We start from the raw sequence: 18,498 nt of genomic DNA on the forward strand, positions 1-18,498 counted from the left end.
GCCGTGACGGCCCTCGTTCCACGCTCGGCTCAGACCGAGAGCGCGACCTCGATGTTGCCCCGGGTGGCGCTGGAGTAGGGGCACACCTGGTGCGCCTTCTCCACGAGGGCCCGCGCGGTGGCCTCGTCCACGTTCGGGATGATCGCCTTGATGGCGACCTTCAGGCCGAAGCCGCCCTGCGGCGTCTTGCCGATGCCGACCTCGGCGGTGACCGTCGAGCCGGATATGTCCGCCTTCTCCTGGCGGGCGACGACACCGAGCGCGCCCTGGAAGCAGGCGCTGTACCCGGCGGCGAAGAGCTGCTCCGGGTTGGTACCGGCCCCGCTGCCGCCCATCTCCTTGGGCGGGTTGACGACGACCTCGAGCTGGCCGTCACTGCTGGCGACCTTGCCGTCCCGGCCGTTCTCGGCGGTGGCCACGGCCGTGTAGAGGACGTCGACGGGCTGGATGGACATACAAATCCTCCTGTTGGAAGCGTCACCGGAGGGCTCGCGCCCACGACCCGTCCGGCGGGTCGCAGTCTAGAGCCTGCGGTGGTGGGGGCCTGGGTGAAGGTCAGTCGGCGAGACGGACGATCATCTTTCCGGTGTTCCGGCCGCGGAGCATGCCGAGGAAGGCGTCCACCGCGGTCTCGATGCCCTCGGTGGCGGTCTCGTGGTACCTCAGCTCGCCGGAGGCGATCCAGCCGGCGGTCTCCTCCGCGAAGCGCGGCATCAGCGCGTTGTGGTCGTTGACGAGCATGCCGGTGATGCGCAGCCGCTTGCCGATGACCTGGACGAGGTTGCGCGGGCCGGGCGCGGGCTCGGCGTCGTTGTACTGGGCGATGGCGCCGCACAGGGTGATGCGGCCCTGGGGCCGCATGGCGTCGATGGCGGCCTCCAGGTGGTCGCCCCCGACGTTGTCGAAGTAGACGTCGACGCCCTCGGGCGCGGCCTCGCGCAGCTGCTCGCCGACGGGGCCGTCCTTGTAGTTGAAGGCGGCGTCGAAGCCGTACTCCTTGGTGAGCAGTTCGACCTTCTCCGCGGAGCCGGCGCTGCCGATGACCCGCGCCGCGCCCTTGATCCTGGCGATCTGGCCGACCTGGCTGCCGACGGCACCGGCGGCGCCGGAGACGAAGACGGTGTCGCCCTCCTGGAACGAGGCCACCTCCAGCAGGCCGGCGTAGGCGGTGAGCCCGGGCATGCCCATGACGCCGAGGTAGGTGCTCAGGGGCGCGAGCTCGGCGGACACCTTCTGCGCGTGGGCGGCGTCCAGCGTCGCGTACTCCCGCCAGCCGAGGAAGTGCAGCACATGGTCGCCGACGGCGAAGCCCTCGGCCTCGGAGGCGACCACGACGCCGACGGCTCCGCCGTCCATCGGCCGGTCGAGCTGGAAGGGCGGCACGTAGGACTTGACGTCGTTCATCCTGCCGCGCATGTACGGGTCCACGGACAGGACGAGGTTGCGCACCAGGATCTGCCCCGCCTCCGGAGCCGCCACGGGCTCCTCGCGCAGCGCGAAGTCGGCCGGGGTCGGCCAGCCGTCCGGGCGGGCGGTCAGGTGCCAGGCGCGGCCGGTGGTGGGCAGGGTCATCTCAGCTCTCCTCACGAGATTTACTTCATGACGTGAAACAACACTGCACCTAGATATTTCATGTTGTCAAGTAAATGGCTATGCTGGTGCCCATGACCCGTCCCAAGCCCCCAGGCGACCAGCTCACGCTCGAGGTGCTGGAGCTTCTCGGCGACGTGGTGGCCCGGTACTACGAGGAGTACGACAAGGCAGCCGCCGAGTTCACGCTGACCGGCTCCCAGGCCCGGGTACTGGCGCTGCTCGCGCTCGGCCCCCTGCCCATGCGCCAGCTCGCCCAGCGCCTCAAGTGCGAACCGTCCAACGTGACGGGCATCGTGGACCGGCTGACCGCGCGCGGGCTGGTGGAGCGCCGAGCCGACGAGTCGGACCGGCGGGTCAAGCTCGCGGCCCCGACGGAGGAGGGCCTGCGCACGGCGGCGTCCCTGCGCGAGTCGCTCGGCGAGTTCGCCCGGGAACCCCTCGGGCGGCTCGACGAGCCGAGCCGCCGCCAACTGCGCGAGCTGCTCCGCCAGATGCTGGCGTAGGCGCGCGCCCCGCCCTCGCGGGGACGCGCGCCCAGCCGCGGCGCACCTGCGCGGCGCGCGGGAACCGCGCTGGCCGGCCCTGCGGCTTCGGAGCAGACCCCCAGCGCGGGGCGCGGGTCAGCCGAGTTCGCCGCGGAGGCGGCGGGCGCGCAGGACGAGCTCCAGCTCGAAGCGGCGGTCAGGGTCGTCGACCGCCTCGCCCCACATCTCCCGGATCTGCCGCAGCCGGTAGCGGACGGTCTGCGGGTGCACCCCGAGCCGGCTGGCCACCTCGGGCGCCCCGCCCCTGGTTTCCAGCCAGGCCAGCAACGTCTCCGCCAGCCGGCGGCCGTGCGTGGGCCCGCACTCCTCCAGGGGCGCCAGCAGCCGGCGGCCCAGGTCGTCGATCAGTTCCTCGGGCGGCAGCAGCACCAGCGCCTCGGTGTGCTCGGTGCAGTCCAGCAGGCCGCCGGAGGGCAGCAGTCCGCGCTCCATGAGCGCCACCGCCGACTGCGCCCAGCGCAGGGACTTGGCGGCCTCGGCGATGCCCACCGGCGGGCCGATGGCCCCCGACCAGCCCGCCGTGGCCCGGCGCAGCAGCTCACCGCGCCCGGCGGCGTCCGGCTCGGGGACGACCATGAGCGGCTGCTCGCGCTCCATGTCGAGCAGGACCTCGGGCCCCAGAGCCGGGGGCAGGGCCTCCCGGGCCGGGGGTACGAGCACGGCGACGGCCACCGACCGGGGGACGGGCCAGCCGATCCGGGCCGCGCGCTCGGTCAGGACGGATTCGAGCTGGCCGCCGTGCCCGCCCTCGTCGAGCAGGAGGTCCAGCAGGCGGCGCTGGAGGCGCAGCCGCTCCCCCGCCTGCCGGGCCGCGGCCTCGGCGTAGCCGCGCACCGACTCGGCGACCAGGCCGTCGAGGTACTGGAAGCCCGACTCGGCCAGCTCGTACATCGCGGGCGCCGGGATGTCGGCCTGCTGGCCGATCTCGGCGAGCCGACGCCAGGCGAGCCGGACGCCGAGCCGGTAGATCGCCTGGAGGGAGTCCAGGCTGCGGCCCTGGAGCAGCTCACCGCGGCCGAAGTCCTGGAAGACCGTCGGGTGCACGTGGGGGCTGCCGAGGCCGGTGGCCAGGTGCTCGACGAAGTGTTCCAGCGCCCGGCGGATGCCGATGAGCGACATCGGCTCGCCGGTCGACTCGTCGACCACGACGGGCAGGCTGGGGTACTCGGTGCGGATCTCCCGCAGGATGTCGCCCGCGAGCACGGGGATCTCCTCCCGCGCCTGCTCGGCGAAGGCCAGGAGCTGGTCCGCGGGCACCGCCCGCCAGGCCGAGTCCACGGTGGCCGCCGTCACGAGGAGCCGCCGACGTCCAGCGTGGCGGACAGGGTCGGGATCTCCGTGGGCGTCGCGGACGTGTCGTCCTCCGGGCGGTCGGGCTTCTGCGAGGGGGTGTCGCCGTCGTTTCCGGACTCGTCGCCGGGCGGCTCGGTGGCGCCGCCGTCCTCGCCACTCCCGGCGTCCTCGCCCCCGCCGTCCTCCGGGGCCTCGGACGGCCGGCCGGAGCCGTCGGCGGGAGCCGACGGCTCAGACCCCTCGGCGGGGTCCGTGGTGTCGGAGGGTGAGGACGCGTCCGACGGGGAGGCGTCCACCTCGGGCTCGTGGTGGGGGAAGTGCACGATCGGCACGTTCGGCTGCTCGGGAGTGGCGTTCAGCAACGAGACGATGCCGACCCCTGCGCCGACCGCGAGCAACGCAGCGAGAACGCAGGTCAGAGCTGCTGCGAGGAGTCTGTGCATGGCGCGGGGGACCTCTCTGAAGACTGCACGGGACCAGCAGTCGCCCCCGACACCGGTTCGTGGTGTGAAGTCTGGAAGGGCATTGACGCGCTGTCAAGGGTTCGCTTACCGTCACCGGCCCAGGGGGCCTGCCCGGACGACCAGGAGCGGGCCCACCACCGTTCGCGCCCCGGCCGGGACCGGCTCCGGGCGCCGCGCGTCACACCTCTCCGCGCGCACGTAGCACACCCTTCGCACGTCGCCACCGCACGCGGTACGGAGAACGCGCACCACCCACTTTCCACGGGAGCACCCGCCATGCGCCGTTCCGCCTCACCCCTCTCGCTGACCCTGCTGGGGCTCGGCGTGTTTCTGCTGGTCCTGGGCCCGATGCTGGCCTGGTACGTGGAACCGCGGGCCAAGCGAACGCCGATCGACACGGACTCGACGACGGTCATGAAGGGCACGGGAACCTACTTCGACCAGCAGTCCGTCTCCGAGAAGGAGGACGAGCCGCTCACCGTCACCCGCCGCGTCCTCGGGAACGTCGCCGCCAGTGAGCGCGACGGCGTGGCCGTCTGGGACGTCTCGCAGACCATCGACACCGAGCAGACGCTGGAGCGGGAGGACCCGCGCAAGTCCCTCCAGTGGAAGACCGAGAGCTGGGTGACCGACCGGGAGACGAACAAGCCGGTCCACTGCTGCGGCGAGGCGCCCGGGAAGTTCGCTGGCGAGGCCTATCTGAAGTTCCCCTTCGACGTCGAGGAGCGGGGCTACACCTGGTGGGACTCCACCCTGGGCAACACCGTCGCGCTCACCTACGACAAGCGCGTGAAGGTGCAGGGCTACGAGGGGATGCGCTTCACCGGGACCGTCGAGGCCACCCGGACCGGCACCCGTCAGGTGCCCGGCATCCTGGTGGGCCTCCCGGAGACTCCGCAGGTCATGGCGGAGGAGTGGTACGCCAACACGAACCTCGAGTTCGTCGTGGACGAGGCCACCGGGCGCATCCTCAAAGCGACCACCGGCCCGAAGATGACCCTCCGGGCCCCGGGTTCCTCCGAGGACGCCGTCACGCTCCTCCAGAGCGACGGGCTCACCTTCACCAAGGAGACCCAGGAGGAGCAGGTCAAGCTGGCCGAGGACGGCAGCGGCAAGCTGCGGCTGGTCGGCACGACCGCCCCGGTCGGGCTGGGCTCCGCCGGGCTGCTGCTCGCCGCGGCCGGGACCGTGCTCCTGGTGCGCGGCCGGCGCCAGGAGGCGTGACCCAGCCCACATCGCCGACGGGTACCCGCACCGCGCTTTGCGCTCCGGTGCGGGTACCCGTCGGTAAACCCGAGGGTAATTTGTCACATGGGTGAGTAGCCGCATCGAACGTGACGACGAAAATTGAGCCATCCGATGGCCAGCCACCGCCCCCGGCCCACGGCTCTCGGTCCACCACCGTCACCTCGGTGGACGCACTCCCCGCGAGAACCCCTCGCGCCCGCAGCATCCCGCTCAGGTCCCACCCTCACCACCGCACGTCAGCCGTACCCGCAGCACCCACCACCGCACCCTCCCACGAGTGGAGCGCTCCATGCCCCAGCAGGTGCCCCCGGTGGCTCCCCACGCCGCCTCCGTCCCGCAGCAGCGGCTCGCCCCGCGCGCGGTCACGACGGCTGCCACCAGCCCCGCCGATGCGGCCCCCTCCCGGTATCCCCGCCGCATCGTCTTCCTCGCCCGCCGTGACATCGGCAATCCGGCCGCCGGCGGTTCCGAGCTGCTCATCGACCGGATCGCCGCCGGACTGACCGCCCAGGGCCACGAGGTGACGCTCGTGTGCGGCGGCCCCGCCGCGGAGCGCGACTACCGTGTCGTCTCGGCCGGCGGCGACGCCGCCCACTTCCTGCGCGCCCGGCGCACCTTCACCCGCGAGGTCGGCGAGACCGACCTGATGGTCGAGGTGTGCAACGGCATGCCGTACCTCACGCCGATGTGGTACAGCGGCCCGACCCTGAACTTCGTCAACCACGTCCACACCGAGCTGTGGGGCATGCGCTATCCCGCGCCCGTCGCCCGGATCGGACGGCAGCTGGAGCACTGGGCGCTGGCGCGCACCCACCGCGACAACCTGACGGTCGCCGTGTCCGACTCCACCGCGCGGGCCCTGCGCGGCATCGGCGTCCGCGGCGACCTGATCCGCATCGTCCACAACGGCGTCGAGGAGCCCTCCGCCCCGATCGCCCCGAAGTCGGCCGAGCCGCTCTTCCTGGCCATGGGCCGGCTCGTCGAGTACAAGCGGATCGACCTGCTGCTGCGGCTGTGGGAGCGGGTGCGCCCGGTCACCGGCGGGCGGCTCGTGATCGTCGGGGACGGCCCGGAGCGGTCCCGGCTCGAAGCGATGGCCGGCGAGTCGGTGACGTTCGCCGGGCATGTCTCCGAGGCGGAGAAGCACCGGCTGCTGTGCTCCGCCTGGCTGCTCCTGCACCCCTCGATGGTGGAGGGCTGGGGCCTGGTGGTCATGGAGGCCGCGGCCCGCGGCACGCCCGCCATCGGCTTCGACATACCCGGGCTGCGCGACTCCATCGCCGACGGCGAGACCGGCGTCCTGGCCCGCGGCGAGAGCACCTTCGCCTCCGCCTGGTGCACCCTCGGCCTCTCGAACCCCCGCCGCGCCGCCCTGGGCGAGGCCGCTCGCGGGCGGGCCGCCGAGTTCGGCTGGGCCCGCACGGTCTCCGCCTTCCGCGAGGTGGCGGGCGAGGCCTGGACGCGCGCCGGCGCCCCGCCTGGCACCTACACCGGGACGCCGAGGTGACCGGTGTGAGAGACCCGTCCATCCGACGGTCGGTGACCCTGTTCCGGGCCTTCATGAACGAGCCGAACGACCCCGGGACCTGCTACAGCCTGCTCGCCCGGGACGCGGCCGACCAGATCGAGCGGTACACGCCCCTGAAGGGGGCGACCGTCATCGACGTGGGCGGCGGCAGCGGGCACTTCACCGACGAGTTCCGGCGGCGCGGCGCGCGCGGCTTCCTCTTCGAGCCCGACCCGCACGAACTGCACGGCCACGGGCGCCGCCCCGAGGGGGCCGCGCTGGCCGACGGCTACCTGCTGCCTGTCGCGGACGGAACCGCCGACGTCACCTTCTCCTCCAACGTGCTCGAACACGTCGACGACCCGCAGACCTTCCTCAGCGAGATGGTGCGGGTCACCCGGCCCGGCGGGCTCGTCTACGTCTCCTTCACCAACTGGTACTCGCCCTGGGGCGGCCACGAAACCGCCCCCTGGCACTACCTGGGCGCCGAGCGGGCCCGCGCCCGCTACGCCCGACGGCACGGCCGCCCGGCCAAGCACACCCTCGGCGAGAACCTGTTCGCCGTCCACATCGGCCCCACCCTGCGCCACGTACGGTCCCGTGACGACGTCGAGATCCTCGCCGCCCGCTCGCGCTACTGGCCGTTCCTCGTCCATGCCATCACCCGGGTCCCGGTCCTCCGCGAGATCGCCACCTGGAACCTCCTCCTCATCCTCCGGCGGTGCCCCCATGACGACGACCACTGACCGCACGCTCGAACTGAGCGCCGTCGGGCCGGACCCGACCGGGCCACCCCGCTCACGGTGGTGGCTGCTGGGCGCCTACGTGCTGGTCCTGGTGGCCTTCGTACTGGCGGCGCCCGGCAACATGACGTTCGAGACGAAGCTGGGCGTCGTCCGCGACCCCTGGATGTTCCTCGGCGAGCTGGGCAACCTGTGGTCCGACCGCTCCAGCTTCGGCGGCATCGCCGACCAGTACATCGGCTACCTCTTCCCCATGCTGCCGTTCCACGCGGCGCTGTCCTGGCTGCCGGTGTGGCTGGTCGAGCGGCTCTGGCTGGCCCTCGTCGTCACCACCGCCTTCTGGGGCGCGCTGCGGCTGGCCGAGCGGTTCGGGGTCGGCACCAGCGCGACCCGGCTGCTGGGCGCCGCCACCTACGCGCTGTGGCCCACGTTCACCATCATCGTCGGCTCCACCTCGGCCGGCGCGCTGCCCGGCGCCATGCTGCCGTGGGTGCTGCTGCCGCTGGTGCCCCGGGCGGACGGCACCGCGCCCATCGCCCGCGTCGCCGCGGCCCGTTCGGCGCTGCTCATCCCGTTCATGGGCGGCGTCAACGCCGCCTCCACCCTCGCCGCGCTGCTGCCGGTGGGGCTGTACCTGATCACCCGCACCGGCCGGCGGCGCGTCTCACTGCTGCTGTGGTGGATTCCGGGCGTGATCCTGGCGACGCTGTGGTGGGTCATCCCGCTGCTGCTGCTCGGCGTCTACGGCGAGGACTTCATGCCGTACGTCGAGCAGGCCACCGCGACGACGTCCACGATGTCGGCCTTCGAGATGCTGCGCGGAGCCGGCAACTGGGTCGCCTACCTCAACTTCGGCGAGGCCTGGCTCCCGGCCGGCTGGATGATGGCCACCGGGCTGCTCGCCGTCGCGGGCAGCGCGCTCGCCGCCGCCGTCGGCCTGGGCGGCCTCGCCCGGCGGGACATGCCCGAGCGCCGCTGGCTCGTGCTCACCGTCGTCACGGTCACCCTGGTCATGCTGGCCGGCTACGCGGGTGCGCTCGGCGCCCCGTTCGCCGAGGGCTTCCAGGGCTGGCTGGACGGCTGGCTCAAGCCGTTCCGCAACATCTACAAGTTCCAGCCCGGCCTCGCGCTCGCGCTCGCCCTCGGCCTCACCCACCTCACCGCGGTGCTCGTGGCCCGGCGCCGCGGAGCCCGCGCCGCCGGCAAGGACCGGGTCGGCCTCCTGCGCAGCGCGCGGCTCGTCCCGGCGCTGACCGCGCTGCTCGTCCTGCCCGGTCTCGCGCTGCCGTACGTCACCGGCGCGGTGCTCCAGCCGGGCGCGTTCGAGGACCTTCCCAAGCACTGGAAGGACACGGCGAGCTGGCTGGAGGAGAACTCCGGCGAAACCCGCGCTCTGGTGGTCCCCGCGACCTCGCATGGCGTCTACACCTGGGGCTCGCCCATCGACCAGCCGCTGCACGTCCTGGCCGACTCGCCCTGGGCCCAGCGTGACTACGTCCCCTTCGGACCGCCCGGTGAGCGGCGCATGCTCGACGCCGTCGAGCAGGCCCTGATGAGCGGCGGCGCCGCCCCCGGGCTACAGCAGTACCTGAACCGGGCCGGGCTCCACTACGTCGTCGTGCGCAACGACCTCGACCCGGACCAGATCGGCTACGTGCCGCCGCAGACCGTCAAGCGGACGCTGGAGTCCTCCGGCTACGAGAAGGTCAAGGGCTTCGGTCCGCTGACCACCGGCGGGCGCATCCCCGCGGACACGCCGATCATGCTCCAGGGCTTCTACCCGCGGCAGCAGTCCGTGGAGATCTACGCGCCCGCCGGCGCCTCCGCGCCGAGCATCCCCGAGCAGGTGCGGGCCCAGGACGTGGCGGGCACCGCCCGGGTCAGCGGCGGCCCCGAGGCACTGCTGCCGCTGTCGGCCGACCCGGCCTTCGGAGACCGTCCGGCCGTGCTGACCGGTGACGCCCACCCCGGCGTCGACGCGCCGGACCTCCACGTGACGGCCGACGGTCTGCGCCGCGCGGACACCCGCTTCGGCCTGCTCAACAACAACACTTCGTACACCTACACGGCCGAGGAGCGGAACCACCCCGAGAGCCTCCAGGACGCGGGCGAGGAACCGAAGCAGATCCTCCCCGTCGACGGGGTGCGCCACCAGACGGTCGCCACGCTGCGCGGCGCGAAGAGCGTCACCGCGTCCAGCAGCGGAAGCTGGCTGTTCCACCTGCCGCAGTTCGACCCCGTGCACGCCTTCGACGGCGACCCGATGACGGGCTGGGCCGAGGGCAGCGCGGACGACAGCGGCGGCCAGTGGATCCGGGTGGAGTTCACCGAGGAGACCGACATCCCCGGCGAGCTCGAGCTGACCCCGCTGCCGGACGACGGGCTGCGCCCGGCCCCGACCCGGGTGGAGATCGAGACCGACCGGGGCGAGGCCGTGGAGTCCACGCTGCGGCCCGGTGCCGGGAAGCAGACCGTGGCCGCGCCCGAGGGCCCGGCGACGTGGCTGAAGCTGACCATCCTGGACACCGAGGAGCGCCGTCCCGGCCTGACCGGGGCCGGCTTCTCCGAGATCGCGATCCCCGGCGTCCAGGTCGACCGGCTGCTCTCGCTGCCCGACGACGCGCCGGAGGACAGCCCGGCCGGCTCCGAGATGGTCTCGCTGCACCGCGACGCCGACCCGGGCGCGCTGCGCCCCGTGGGCGACGAGAGGGCGCTGCGCCGCCACTTCTCGACCCAGGCGGCCGGTGACTACACCTTCCGGGCCACCGCGCTGCCGGTCCCGGGTACGGCCTTCGACGAGCTGCTGGACAAGGTCGCTCCCGGCACGGAGAACCGGCTCACCGCCACCGCGGAGTCGACGAGTCCCACCGGGCTCTCGCTGAGCCCGCGCAACCTCGTCGACGGCGACTTCACCACCGCGTGGATCGCCGGGAACGAGCCCGTCATCACGCTGACCTGGCCGGTGAAGCGGGACGTCTCCTCCGTCGTCCTGTCCGCCGCCGGCGGCGTCTCGGCCCGGCCGACCGAGGTGACGATCACCTCGCCGGACGGCGCGGTCACCACCGCCGTCGACGAGAACGGCTGGGCCCGCTTCGAGACGATGAACACCGACCAGCTGCAGATCACCGTCACCGAGACGGCCGAGCTGACGGTCGCCAACCCGGTCGCCGGGGACAACCTCCAGCTCCCGGTGGGCCTCAACGAGGTCTACGTTCCGGGGCTGGACGAGTTCCGGGTCAAGGCCCCGCTGAAGGACAGCCCGTTCGCGCTGGAGTGCGGCGAGGGGCCGACCGTCACCGTGGACGGCACCGCGTACCGCACCAGCGTGTCCGGCACGGTCCGCGACCTCACCGACCGCCGCCCCGTCGAGGTCACCCTCTGCGGCACGGAGGACGGGGCGATCGCCCTGGACGCCGGTGAGCACACCGTGGAGTCGCCCGCCGACCAGGCGCTGGCGATCACCGATTTGTCCCTGACCCGCGGCGACACCGAGACCGGCGGCACCGACCGCCCGGTCACGGCCACCGACTGGGGCGGGGACGAGCGCAGCGTCGAGGTGGAGGCCGGCAACGCCTCCTACCTGCGTACCCACATGGCCTTCAACGAGGGCTGGGAGGCCACTCTCGACGGCGAGGAGCTGGAGCCCGTCCGTCTCGACGGCTGGCAGCAGGGCTTCCTCGTCCCCGAGGGCGCGGGCGGCACGGTGAAGCTGGAGTACGGCCCGGCCACCACGTACACGGTGGGTCTGTTCGCCGCGGGCGCCGCGCTCCTGGGCCTGCTCGCGCTCGCGCTGGTGCGCCGGCGCGACGTCGACGAGGAGGCCGGCGCCGCCCCGGTGCCCGCCCCCGGCTGGGTGCTCGGCGCCGTGGCGCTGACCGTGGTGCTGGCCCTGGTCGCCGGACCGTACGCGCTGGTGGTCCCGGCCGTGGCGGTGCTCGCCTGGTGGCGGCCCGGGCTGCTGGTCCCGGTCGCGTTCGGCGCCATGGTGCTCGCCGCGGTGTTCGCCCTCCCGTCCGCGGACTCGGGCTTCGCCGAGGGCACCGGCGCCTACGGGCACGCCGCCCAGGCGCTGGCGCTGCTGGCCCTGGTCGCCGCCCTGGTGACGGTCCCGGCACGCAGCGGCCCGGGCGGCCGGCACCGGGAGCACGAGGGCGGGAACGCCGGGCAGACCGGGCACGGGTACCCGATCCCGGCCCAGGGCACCACGGCGCCCGCGCCGCCCGCCCAGGCCCCCGGCGGTCCCGCCCAGCCCGGCGCCCGTCCCGGCGACACGCGGGAGGGCCCGGCCTGATGCCCACCGAACGCGTCCCGTTCCCGGTCGTGGACGAGATCTCCCGGCACGGACTCGACGAGCGCGAGCCGGAGACCGTCCACATCGAGATCCACCTGCCGGGCCGCCTCGACGAGGACCGGCTGCGCAAGGCGGTGCGGGACGCGTTCGGGCGGCACCCGCGCATCCTCATGCGCCAGGCCCCCGTCCGGTGGTGGCACCGGGGGTACGTCTGGGAGCTGACCGGGGAACCGGACACCGAGGCCGTCCGCTTCCCCGGCGACACCCTGGCGGACGCCCGGCGCCGGGCGCTGGACGAGGAGCCCCCGCTCAGCGCCTCGCCGCCGGTGCGGATCGAGGTGGTGGACGCGCCCGAGGGCGAGGGCTGCGTCCTGCTGGCCACGCTCCACCACGCCGCGCTGGACGGCCCCGCCTGCCTCAGGGTGCTGGCCACGGCGGCGGAGCTGTACGGCGGCGCGGACAACTCCCCCGCCCCGGCCCCCGTCCGCGCCCCCCGGCCGGGCGGCGGGCCCGGGCCCGCGGAGCCCGTGAGCGGCTCGGCTCTGGCCCGCCCGGCGCGGATCGGCGCCGACCACGGCGACGACCGCCCGGGTCCGGGCAACGGCATGCACATCGCGGACCTGCCGCTGCCCACCCGTCCGTCCGGCTCGCCCTACACCGTCAACGACCAGCTGCTCGTGGCCACCTGTCTGACGGTCCTGCGCTGGAACCGGGAGCACGGGCTGCCGGACCGGCCGGTGCGCGTCACCATGCCCGTCGACGACCGTCCCAGGACCGCCGACATGCCCATCGGCAACGGCACCCGGCTGGTGGAGGTGCCCTTCGGCCTGCCCGGGGACGCGGCCGACGGCGACCCGGACGCCGTCGAGGCGCTGCTGCGGGCCACCGCGACCCGGACCCGGGCGCTCAAGGCCGTCCCCCGGCCGCAGCTCGGCCGCAGCGGCGCGCTGCTGACGACCCCCGTCCTGCCCATCGGCGTCCGCGCGGCCACGGCCCGCGCGCTGCGCCGGGCGGCCGGGCCGTGGGCGTCCACCACCCTGCTGTCCAACCTGGGCCGGCTCCCCTACCCGATGGACTTCGGGGACGCGGGCCGCGCCACCGCCGCCTGGTTCTCAGCCCCCGCCCGCATGCCGCGCGGGGTCTCGGTCACCACGATCTCCACCGGCGGGCGGCTGCAGCTCGCCCTGCGCTGGTCCCGGGGGCGGCTCGACGACGCCGCGGGCCGGCGGCTCGGCGAGCTGTTCGCCCGTACCCTGGCGGGAACCGGGTCCGCCCCCGGCCCGACGGCCCCCACCCGCCCGACCGGGCAGGAGGCACGATGAGCCCACAGACCGACACGCTCCAGGAGCTGTACGAGGACCCGGCGACACCGGTGGCCTCGGGCGCCGACCGCTCCCGCCGCCAGGCCGCCATCCTGGCCCGCGCGCTGGGCCCCGGCCCCGGCACGGTGCTGGACGTCGGCTGCGGCGACGGCACGGCAGCCGCCGTCGCCGCCCCGCTGCTGCCCGGGAAGCGGCTGATCGGCAGCGACTGGTCCCAGGACGCCCTGCGCCGGGCCAACGCCCACCTGCGGGCCGTGCGCGGCGAGCTGGGCGCGCTGCCGTTCGCCACCGGCTCGGCCGACGCCGTCCTGTTCAGCGAGGTCATCGAGCACCTGGTGGACCCGGACTCCGCGCTGGACGAGCTCCACCGGGTCCTGCGGCCCGGCGGCCACCTGCTGCTGTCCACGCCCAACCTCGCGGCCTGGTACAACCGCGGGCTGCTGCTCGCCGGCGTGCAGCCGGTCTTCTCCGAGGTGTCGATGCGCGGCATCCACGGCCGCCCCGGCTCCCAGGTCGTGGGCCACCTGCGGCTCTACACCGCGCGGGCGCTGCGCTCCATGCTCCCGGCCGCCGGGTTCGAGATCGTGCGGATGACCGGCGCCCCCTACCACGACGTCCCCGCTCCCCTGCGTCCGCTGGACCGGCTCGCCTGCCGGACGCCGTCGCTCGCCTCGATCCTGCTGGTGCACGCCCGCCGCCGCGACCGGGCGGGTGGGGGCGCCGAGGGGGAGGGCGGCTGACCGTGTGGGTGGGCGTCGCGGCGGCACTGCTGGCCAACCTGCTCTTCAGCACGGGCTTCGTGGTGGAGAAGCGCGCGCTGTCCGGGCTGCCCCCACTGACCGCCGGGCGGCCCTGGCAGGTCGTGGGGCACCTCCTGCGCAGCCCCCTGTGGCTCGTCGGGGCGGCGGCGCTGGGCCTCGGCTTCTTCGCCCAGCTCGCCGTCTACCGCACCCTGCCGCTGGTGGCGGCCCAGGGGCTGTTCGTCACCGGGCTGGTGATGCTCCTGCTGCTCTCGCCGCTGTTCCTGGGCGAGAAGTCCTCGGGCCGCGAGCGGCTGGCGATGATCGCCATCCTGCTCGCCCTGGTGATGATCGTGCTGTCGCTGCGCGGCGGCGGGGACACCATCAGCCACGCCGCGCCGACCCCGCTGCTCGTCGGCATCTGCGTACCCGCGCTGGTCACCGGGCTCGCCGTGTTCGCCACGGCCGAGCGGCGCTCCCGGCGACGGCACCGCATGCCCACCGCGGGCGTGCCCTACGGCGTCGCCGTCGGCTTCCTCTACGGCGTCAGCTCCCTGGCCATCAAGGGCGTGGCCGGGCTGCTGGAGGGCAACGACCTCGGCGGCTGGCTGCTCGACGTCCTGCGCTCGCCGTTCCCGTATCTGCTGATGTGCACCGGCTCCGCCGGTCTGGTGCTCTCCCAGACGGCGCTCCAACGGTGCCGCGCCTCGCTGATCGTTCCGGTGTGCACCACCGTGACGTTCCTGTTCACCGTCGCCGCGGGCACGATCGCGTTCGACGAACCGCTGCCGGAGGAACCGCTCCGGCTCGCGCTGCGGCTGGGCGGTGCGCTCCTGGCCGTCACCGTGCTGCTGGCGCTGCCCCGCCACGACGAGCTGCCCGACACGGCGCGGCCCGACACCGCGCGTCCGGACGCCCCGCGCCCGGACGCCCCGCGGCCCGGCGCAGCGCACCCCCAGGCCCCACACCCCCGGGCCGCGCGTCCCGACGCCGGCCCCCCGTACGCCGCAGGGCTCGACCAGCCCGAGGCCGACTGGCCCCGCCCCGTCCGACCGGACGAGCCCGGCCCGTGGCCCGCGTACGTCACCTCAGACCCTCGGACGGAAGGCACCTCCCATGTCCCCTGACGACCCGCTGCTCACCATCCTGGCCTGCCCCCTCGACAAGGGCGCGCTGATCCTGCTGGAGCGCGAGGAGGCCCTCTACAACCCGCGGCTGCGCCGTCGCTACCCCATCGTGGACGGGGTCCCCCAGCTGCTCCCCGCCTCCGGCGAGCCCGTGAGCGAGGACGAACACGCCCGGTTCAGCGACCGGGCCGGAGCCGTATGACCCTCGCCGCACGCCTCGGTCCGCGTCTGCCGGTGCGGCTCGTGGCGGAGGCGGCGGCCCGGCTGTACCCGCGCTTCGAGCCCGAGCTGCGCCGTCTCCCCGACTTCCTGCCGCGCGGCGGCACCGCGGTGGACGTCGGCGGCTGGTACGGGCCGTGGTCCCGGGCGCTGGCCCGGCGGGCCGAGCGGGTCGTCACCGTCGAGCCGGTGCCGCGCCTCGCCTCCGCCCTGCGGGCCACGGCCCCGGCCAACGTCGAGGTCGTGGAGGCGGCGGCGGACGAGCGCGAGGGCACCGCGACCCTGTGGCTGCCGTCCGGCGACGGCGGCGAGCGCGGCGTCTCCTCCCTGGTGCGCCGCGAGCGGGTGCACGGGAGCGCGCTGCGGGTCGGCACGGTGAGCGTCGACGGGCTCGGGCTGGAGGACGTCCGGCTGATCAAGATCGACGTCGACGGCGGCGAGCTCGCGGTCCTGCGCGGCGCCGCCCGGACGATCGAGCGCGACCGCCCGGCGCTCCTCGTCGAGCTGGAGACCCGCGTCCAGCCGCCCGGCCCCGTGCTCGAGCTGCTCGCGGGCCACGGCTACGCGGGCTGGGTGCTGCCCGCGGCGCACTGGATACCGCTGGCCGCCTTCGACCTCGCCGGGCACCAGGAGCAGGTCGCGCACGTCGCCGAGCACGGCCTCCTGCGCCGGAGCCTCCTGCCGCACCGGCGGTACGTCAACTCCGTGCTCTTCCTGCCCGATGACCGCGGCCCCGCGGTACCCGACCGCCGTAGAGTGAGGCCATGACTGCCATGGCCATCCCCACCGCCGTCGTACCGCTCGCGGACGTCTTCGCCCTGCGCTGGGAGGTGCTGCGGCCCGGGCTGCCCCGGGAGTCCGCCGTGTTCCCGGAGGACGCCGACCCGGGCGCCTTCCACGTCGCCGCCTACGGCCCCGGGCCCGCCGGCACCGAGGTCCTGGGCTGTGCCAGCTTCTACCCCGAGCCCTTCCCCGGCCCCGACGGCCCGCCCGGCACCGCGTACCGCATCCGCGGCATGGCCAGCGCCGCCTCGGCCCGCGGGCTCGGCTACGGCACCGCCGTCCTCGTGGCGGGCACCGCGGAGGCCGCCGCGCGCGGCGCCAAGGCCCTGTGGTGCAACGGCCGCACCGAAGCCCGCGCCTTCTACGAGCGGCACGGCTACCGTGTGTACGGAGAGGAATTCGTGATCGAGGGCGTGGGCCCCCACTACGTCCTCGCCCGGGAACTGTCCGATTAACGCCTCATCCGTTGGAGTGACGACGTCCTCGCCACAGAGCCTGCTGGTCCTATCGTCGGACCGTCGGTACTCAGCGGTGAGGTTGGGAGGAACGCGTGACCACGATGACCGAGCATCCCACGACCACGACCCCGTCCACGCCCGGAGATTTCGAGGACCTTCTCCGGACGGTTGCCGAGCTGGACGTTCCTGAAGGCTTCAAGGCCGAGATCATCAAGGGGAAGATCGTCGTGTCACCATGGTCCCTCTTGCGGTACGCACTCCCGATGGACAACCTGCGCGAACAGTTGGCTCCCCGCGCACCTACGGGTCACCGCGCCATGACGGCGCCGTTCCTCTTCCGGTTCAGCTCCGCGAAGCGGGCCTTCGGCCCCGACCTCTACGTGGTCGACGAAGAAGCGTTCAGGGCCCCCGGGAACGTCGCCATGGGCGCGGCGCTCTCCCTCGTGGCCGAACTGACGTCGCCGTCCACCCGGGAAGACGACTGGCAGGACAAGCTGGAGACATACGGCCGCCAGGTGCCCGTCTACCTGCTTGTGGACATGCAGGAAGAAGAGCTCACGGTGTTCTGGGACCCTTCCGGCAGGGGATACCGCTCACGCACCACCGTGCCGTTCGGCGAGCCCGTGACCGTCCCCGAGCCCTTCGGCCTGGAGCTGGACACCACCGCGTTCGCCCAGGCAGTGTCCGAGGGCTGAGCTTCGTCCGCCATCCGGCCCACACCGTAGAATCGGCGCGTGGCGGGAAGGATCAACGACGAGGACGTGCGGGCGGTGCGGGACGCGGTCCCCATCGACTCCGTCGTCTCCGAGTACCTCCAGCTCCGCCCGGCCGGAGGGGGGAACCTGAAGGGGCTGTGCCCCTTCCACGACGAGAAGTCGCCCTCGTTCCACGTGAGCCCCGCCAAGGGGCTCTTCCACTGCTTCGGCTGCCAGGAGGGCGGGGACACCCTGGCCTTCCTGATGAAGGTCGACCACCTCACGTTCTCCGAGTCCGTCGAGCGGCTCGCGGCGCAGGCGGGCATCACGCTGCGCTACGAGGAGGGCGGCTACGGGCGGGCGAGCCAGCAGGGTGAGCGCACCCGCCTGGTGGAGGCCCACAAGGTCGCCGTCCAGTACTACGCGGAGCAGCTCGGCTCCCCCGAGGCCGAGGCCGCACGCCGGTTCCTGGGCGAGCGCGGGTTCGACGAGGCCGCCGCCCGGCACTTCGGCGTCGGCTACTCCCCCGCCGGCTGGGACCACCTCACCCGCTTCCTGCGCGGGCGCGGGTTCACCGACAAGGAGCTGGTGCTCTCCGGACTCGCCCAGGAGGGGCGGCGCGGGCCGATCGACCGGTTCCGGGGACGGCTGATGTGGCCCATCCGGGACGTCTCCGGCGAGGTCGTGGGCTTCGGCGCGCGCAGGCTGCGCGAGGACGACAACGGGCCGAAGTACCTCAACACCCCGGAGACGCCGGTCTACCGCAAGTCGCAGGTGCTCTACGGCATCGACCTGGCGAAGCGGGACATCGCCAAGGAGGGCCGGGCCGTCGTCGTCGAGGGCTACACCGACGTGATGGCCTGCCACCTCGCGGGGGTGACGACGGCCATCGCGACCTCCGGCACGGCGTTCGGCGAGGGGCACATCAAGATCCTGCGGCGGCTGCTCATGGACAACTCACGCACCGAGGTGATCTTCACCTTCGACGGGGACGCCGCCGGGCGGAAGGCCGCGCTCCGGGCCTTCGAGGACGACCAGAAGTTCGCCGCCCGCACCTCCATCGCCATCAGCCCCGGCGGCATGGACCCGTGCGAACTGCGCATCGCCCAGGGCGACACGGCCGTGCGGGAGCTGATCGACAGCCGGACGCGGCTCTTCGAGTTCGCGCTGCGCTCCGTCGTCGACGAGCACGACCTGGACTCCGCCGAGGGCCGCTCGGCCGCCCTGGAGGCCGCGGCCCCCATCGTGGCGCAGCTGAAGGACCCCTCGCTCCAGCACGAGTACGCCGTCCGGCTGGCCGGGCTGCTCGGCGTGCTGGACACCCAGTTCGTGGTGCGGCGCGTCGGCCGTATCGCCCAGTGGAAGCGGGCCGGCGGCCAGGGCGGCCCCGGTGGTCAGGGCGGCCCCGGTAGCCGCCCGGGCGCGGGGCGCGGCGGGCCGGTGCCGCCGTCCGCTCCGGCGGCGGCGGGC

General features: G+C 74.0%; 16 protein-coding genes and 1 pseudogene. 13 read left to right on the forward strand and 4 right to left on the reverse strand.

The annotated features are described in order from the left end of the window. Positions 1-29: 29 nt before the first annotated feature. Complete coding sequence (locus HPT28_RS18685) at positions 30-455, reverse strand: organic hydroperoxide resistance protein (protein WP_219092277.1); 426 nt, start codon at positions 453-455, stop codon at positions 30-32. A gap of 100 nt (positions 456-555) precedes the next feature. Continuing rightward, positions 556-1,572, reverse strand: a complete 1,017-nt coding sequence (locus tag HPT28_RS18690; RefSeq protein ID WP_219092278.1) for an NADP-dependent oxidoreductase — start codon at positions 1,570-1,572, stop codon at positions 556-558. A gap of 92 nt (positions 1,573-1,664) precedes the next feature. Between HPT28_RS18690 and HPT28_RS18695 the strand changes: the two genes are divergently transcribed. Further along, positions 1,665-2,096, forward strand: a complete 432-nt coding sequence (locus tag HPT28_RS18695; RefSeq protein WP_257578886.1) for a MarR family winged helix-turn-helix transcriptional regulator — start codon at positions 1,665-1,667, stop codon at positions 2,094-2,096. Between the two features lie 117 nt (positions 2,097-2,213). On the opposite strand, the gene HPT28_RS18700 is transcribed toward HPT28_RS18695, so the two are convergent. After that, the gene (locus tag HPT28_RS18700) at positions 2,214-3,431 is read right to left on the reverse strand and encodes a helix-turn-helix domain-containing protein (protein ID WP_219092280.1); all 1,218 of its coding nucleotides are present in this window, start codon (positions 3,429-3,431) and stop codon (positions 2,214-2,216) included. Then, positions 3,428-3,874 (reverse strand): hypothetical protein, encoded by a 447-nt coding sequence (locus HPT28_RS18705; protein WP_219092298.1) that lies wholly within the window; start codon positions 3,872-3,874, stop codon positions 3,428-3,430. The genes HPT28_RS18700 and HPT28_RS18705 overlap by 4 nt, the downstream gene beginning before the upstream one ends. A 297-nt stretch (positions 3,875-4,171) precedes the next feature. On the opposite strand from HPT28_RS18705, the gene HPT28_RS18710 reads away from it, so the two are divergent. The 12 genes and pseudogenes from HPT28_RS18710 to dnaG form a co-directional block, all read left to right on the forward strand. After that, positions 4,172-5,119: a DUF3068 domain-containing protein gene (locus HPT28_RS18710; RefSeq protein WP_219092281.1), complete on the forward strand. Its 948-nt coding sequence runs from the start codon at positions 4,172-4,174 to the stop codon at positions 5,117-5,119. 313 nt (positions 5,120-5,432) lie between these two features. After that, a complete protein-coding gene (locus HPT28_RS18715; protein WP_219092282.1) occupies positions 5,433-6,650 on the forward strand; it encodes a glycosyltransferase family 4 protein in 1,218 nt (405 codons plus the stop codon). A 5-nt stretch (positions 6,651-6,655) separates the two neighbouring features. After that, on the forward strand, positions 6,656-7,396 hold the full coding sequence (locus HPT28_RS18720; RefSeq protein WP_219092283.1) for a class I SAM-dependent methyltransferase: 741 nt from the start codon (positions 6,656-6,658) through the stop codon (positions 7,394-7,396). Next, the gene (locus tag HPT28_RS18725; RefSeq protein ID WP_219092284.1) at positions 7,380-11,684 is read left to right on the forward strand and encodes an alpha-(1->3)-arabinofuranosyltransferase family protein; all 4,305 of its coding nucleotides are present in this window, start codon (positions 7,380-7,382) and stop codon (positions 11,682-11,684) included. The genes HPT28_RS18720 and HPT28_RS18725 overlap by 17 nt, the downstream gene beginning before the upstream one ends. Beyond that, positions 11,684-13,006, forward strand: coding sequence for a condensation protein (locus tag HPT28_RS18730; protein WP_219092285.1), 1,323 nt, complete (start codon positions 11,684-11,686; stop codon positions 13,004-13,006). Before HPT28_RS18725 ends, HPT28_RS18730 begins: the two co-directional genes overlap by 1 nt. Next, complete coding sequence (locus HPT28_RS18735; RefSeq protein WP_219092286.1) at positions 13,003-13,746, forward strand: bifunctional 2-polyprenyl-6-hydroxyphenol methylase/3-demethylubiquinol 3-O-methyltransferase UbiG; 744 nt, start codon at positions 13,003-13,005, stop codon at positions 13,744-13,746. Before HPT28_RS18730 ends, HPT28_RS18735 begins: the two co-directional genes overlap by 4 nt. Before the next feature lie 2 nt (positions 13,747-13,748). Continuing rightward, positions 13,749-14,627: pseudogene (locus tag HPT28_RS18740) on the forward strand (DMT family transporter); the annotation flags it as partial. A 235-nt stretch (positions 14,628-14,862) separates the two neighbouring features. Continuing rightward, positions 14,863-15,075 carry a Trm112 family protein gene (locus tag HPT28_RS18745; protein ID WP_219092288.1) on the forward strand — a complete coding sequence of 71 codons (213 nt, stop codon included), beginning with the start codon at positions 14,863-14,865 and terminating at the stop codon, positions 15,073-15,075. Next, positions 15,072-15,860: an FkbM family methyltransferase gene (locus tag HPT28_RS18750; protein ID WP_219092289.1), complete on the forward strand. Its 789-nt coding sequence runs from the start codon at positions 15,072-15,074 to the stop codon at positions 15,858-15,860. The genes HPT28_RS18745 and HPT28_RS18750 overlap by 4 nt, the downstream gene beginning before the upstream one ends. Beyond that, positions 15,857-16,330, forward strand: a complete 474-nt coding sequence (locus tag HPT28_RS18755; protein WP_257578888.1) for a GNAT family N-acetyltransferase — start codon at positions 15,857-15,859, stop codon at positions 16,328-16,330. Before HPT28_RS18750 ends, HPT28_RS18755 begins: the two co-directional genes overlap by 4 nt. A 104-nt stretch (positions 16,331-16,434) precedes the next feature. Then, positions 16,435-17,028, forward strand: coding sequence for a Uma2 family endonuclease (locus HPT28_RS18760; RefSeq protein WP_219092297.1), 594 nt, complete (start codon positions 16,435-16,437; stop codon positions 17,026-17,028). Between the two features lie 39 nt (positions 17,029-17,067). Further along, a partial coding sequence (gene dnaG / locus HPT28_RS18765; protein WP_219092290.1) for a DNA primase occupies positions 17,068-18,498 on the forward strand: 1,431 nt, incomplete at its 3' end.

The sequence above is a fragment of the Streptomyces sp. JJ38 genome, from assembly GCF_019303475.1.
Classification (GTDB): domain Bacteria; phylum Actinomycetota; class Actinomycetes; order Streptomycetales; family Streptomycetaceae; genus Streptomyces.

Bases quoted from the DNA above. Each gene is read 5' to 3' on its own strand.
- HPT28_RS18715 (WP_219092282.1), top strand. From the start codon at position 5,433: ATGCCCCAGCAGGTGCCCCCGGTGGCTCCCCACGCCGCCTCCGTCCCG.
- HPT28_RS18745 (WP_219092288.1), top strand. From the start codon at position 14,863: ATGTCCCCTGACGACCCGCTGCTCACCATCCTGGCCTGCCCCCTCGAC.
- HPT28_RS18755 (WP_257578888.1), top strand. From the start codon at position 15,857: ATGACTGCCATGGCCATCCCCACCGCCGTCGTACCGCTCGCGGACGTC.
- HPT28_RS18735 (WP_219092286.1), top strand. From the start codon at position 13,003: ATGAGCCCACAGACCGACACGCTCCAGGAGCTGTACGAGGACCCGGCG.
- HPT28_RS18750 (WP_219092289.1), top strand. From the start codon at position 15,072: ATGACCCTCGCCGCACGCCTCGGTCCGCGTCTGCCGGTGCGGCTCGTG.
- HPT28_RS18710 (WP_219092281.1), top strand. From the start codon at position 4,172: ATGCGCCGTTCCGCCTCACCCCTCTCGCTGACCCTGCTGGGGCTCGGC.
- HPT28_RS18690 (WP_219092278.1), bottom strand. From the start codon at position 1,572: ATGACCCTGCCCACCACCGGCCGCGCCTGGCACCTGACCGCCCGCCCG.
- HPT28_RS18695 (WP_257578886.1), top strand. From the start codon at position 1,665: ATGACCCGTCCCAAGCCCCCAGGCGACCAGCTCACGCTCGAGGTGCTG.
- HPT28_RS18730 (WP_219092285.1), top strand. From the start codon at position 11,684: ATGCCCACCGAACGCGTCCCGTTCCCGGTCGTGGACGAGATCTCCCGG.
- HPT28_RS18725 (WP_219092284.1), top strand. From the start codon at position 7,380: ATGACGACGACCACTGACCGCACGCTCGAACTGAGCGCCGTCGGGCCG.
- HPT28_RS18685 (WP_219092277.1), bottom strand. From the start codon at position 455: ATGTCCATCCAGCCCGTCGACGTCCTCTACACGGCCGTGGCCACCGCC.
- HPT28_RS18705 (WP_219092298.1), bottom strand. From the start codon at position 3,874: ATGCACAGACTCCTCGCAGCAGCTCTGACCTGCGTTCTCGCTGCGTTG.
- HPT28_RS18760 (WP_219092297.1), top strand. From the start codon at position 16,435: ATGACCGAGCATCCCACGACCACGACCCCGTCCACGCCCGGAGATTTC.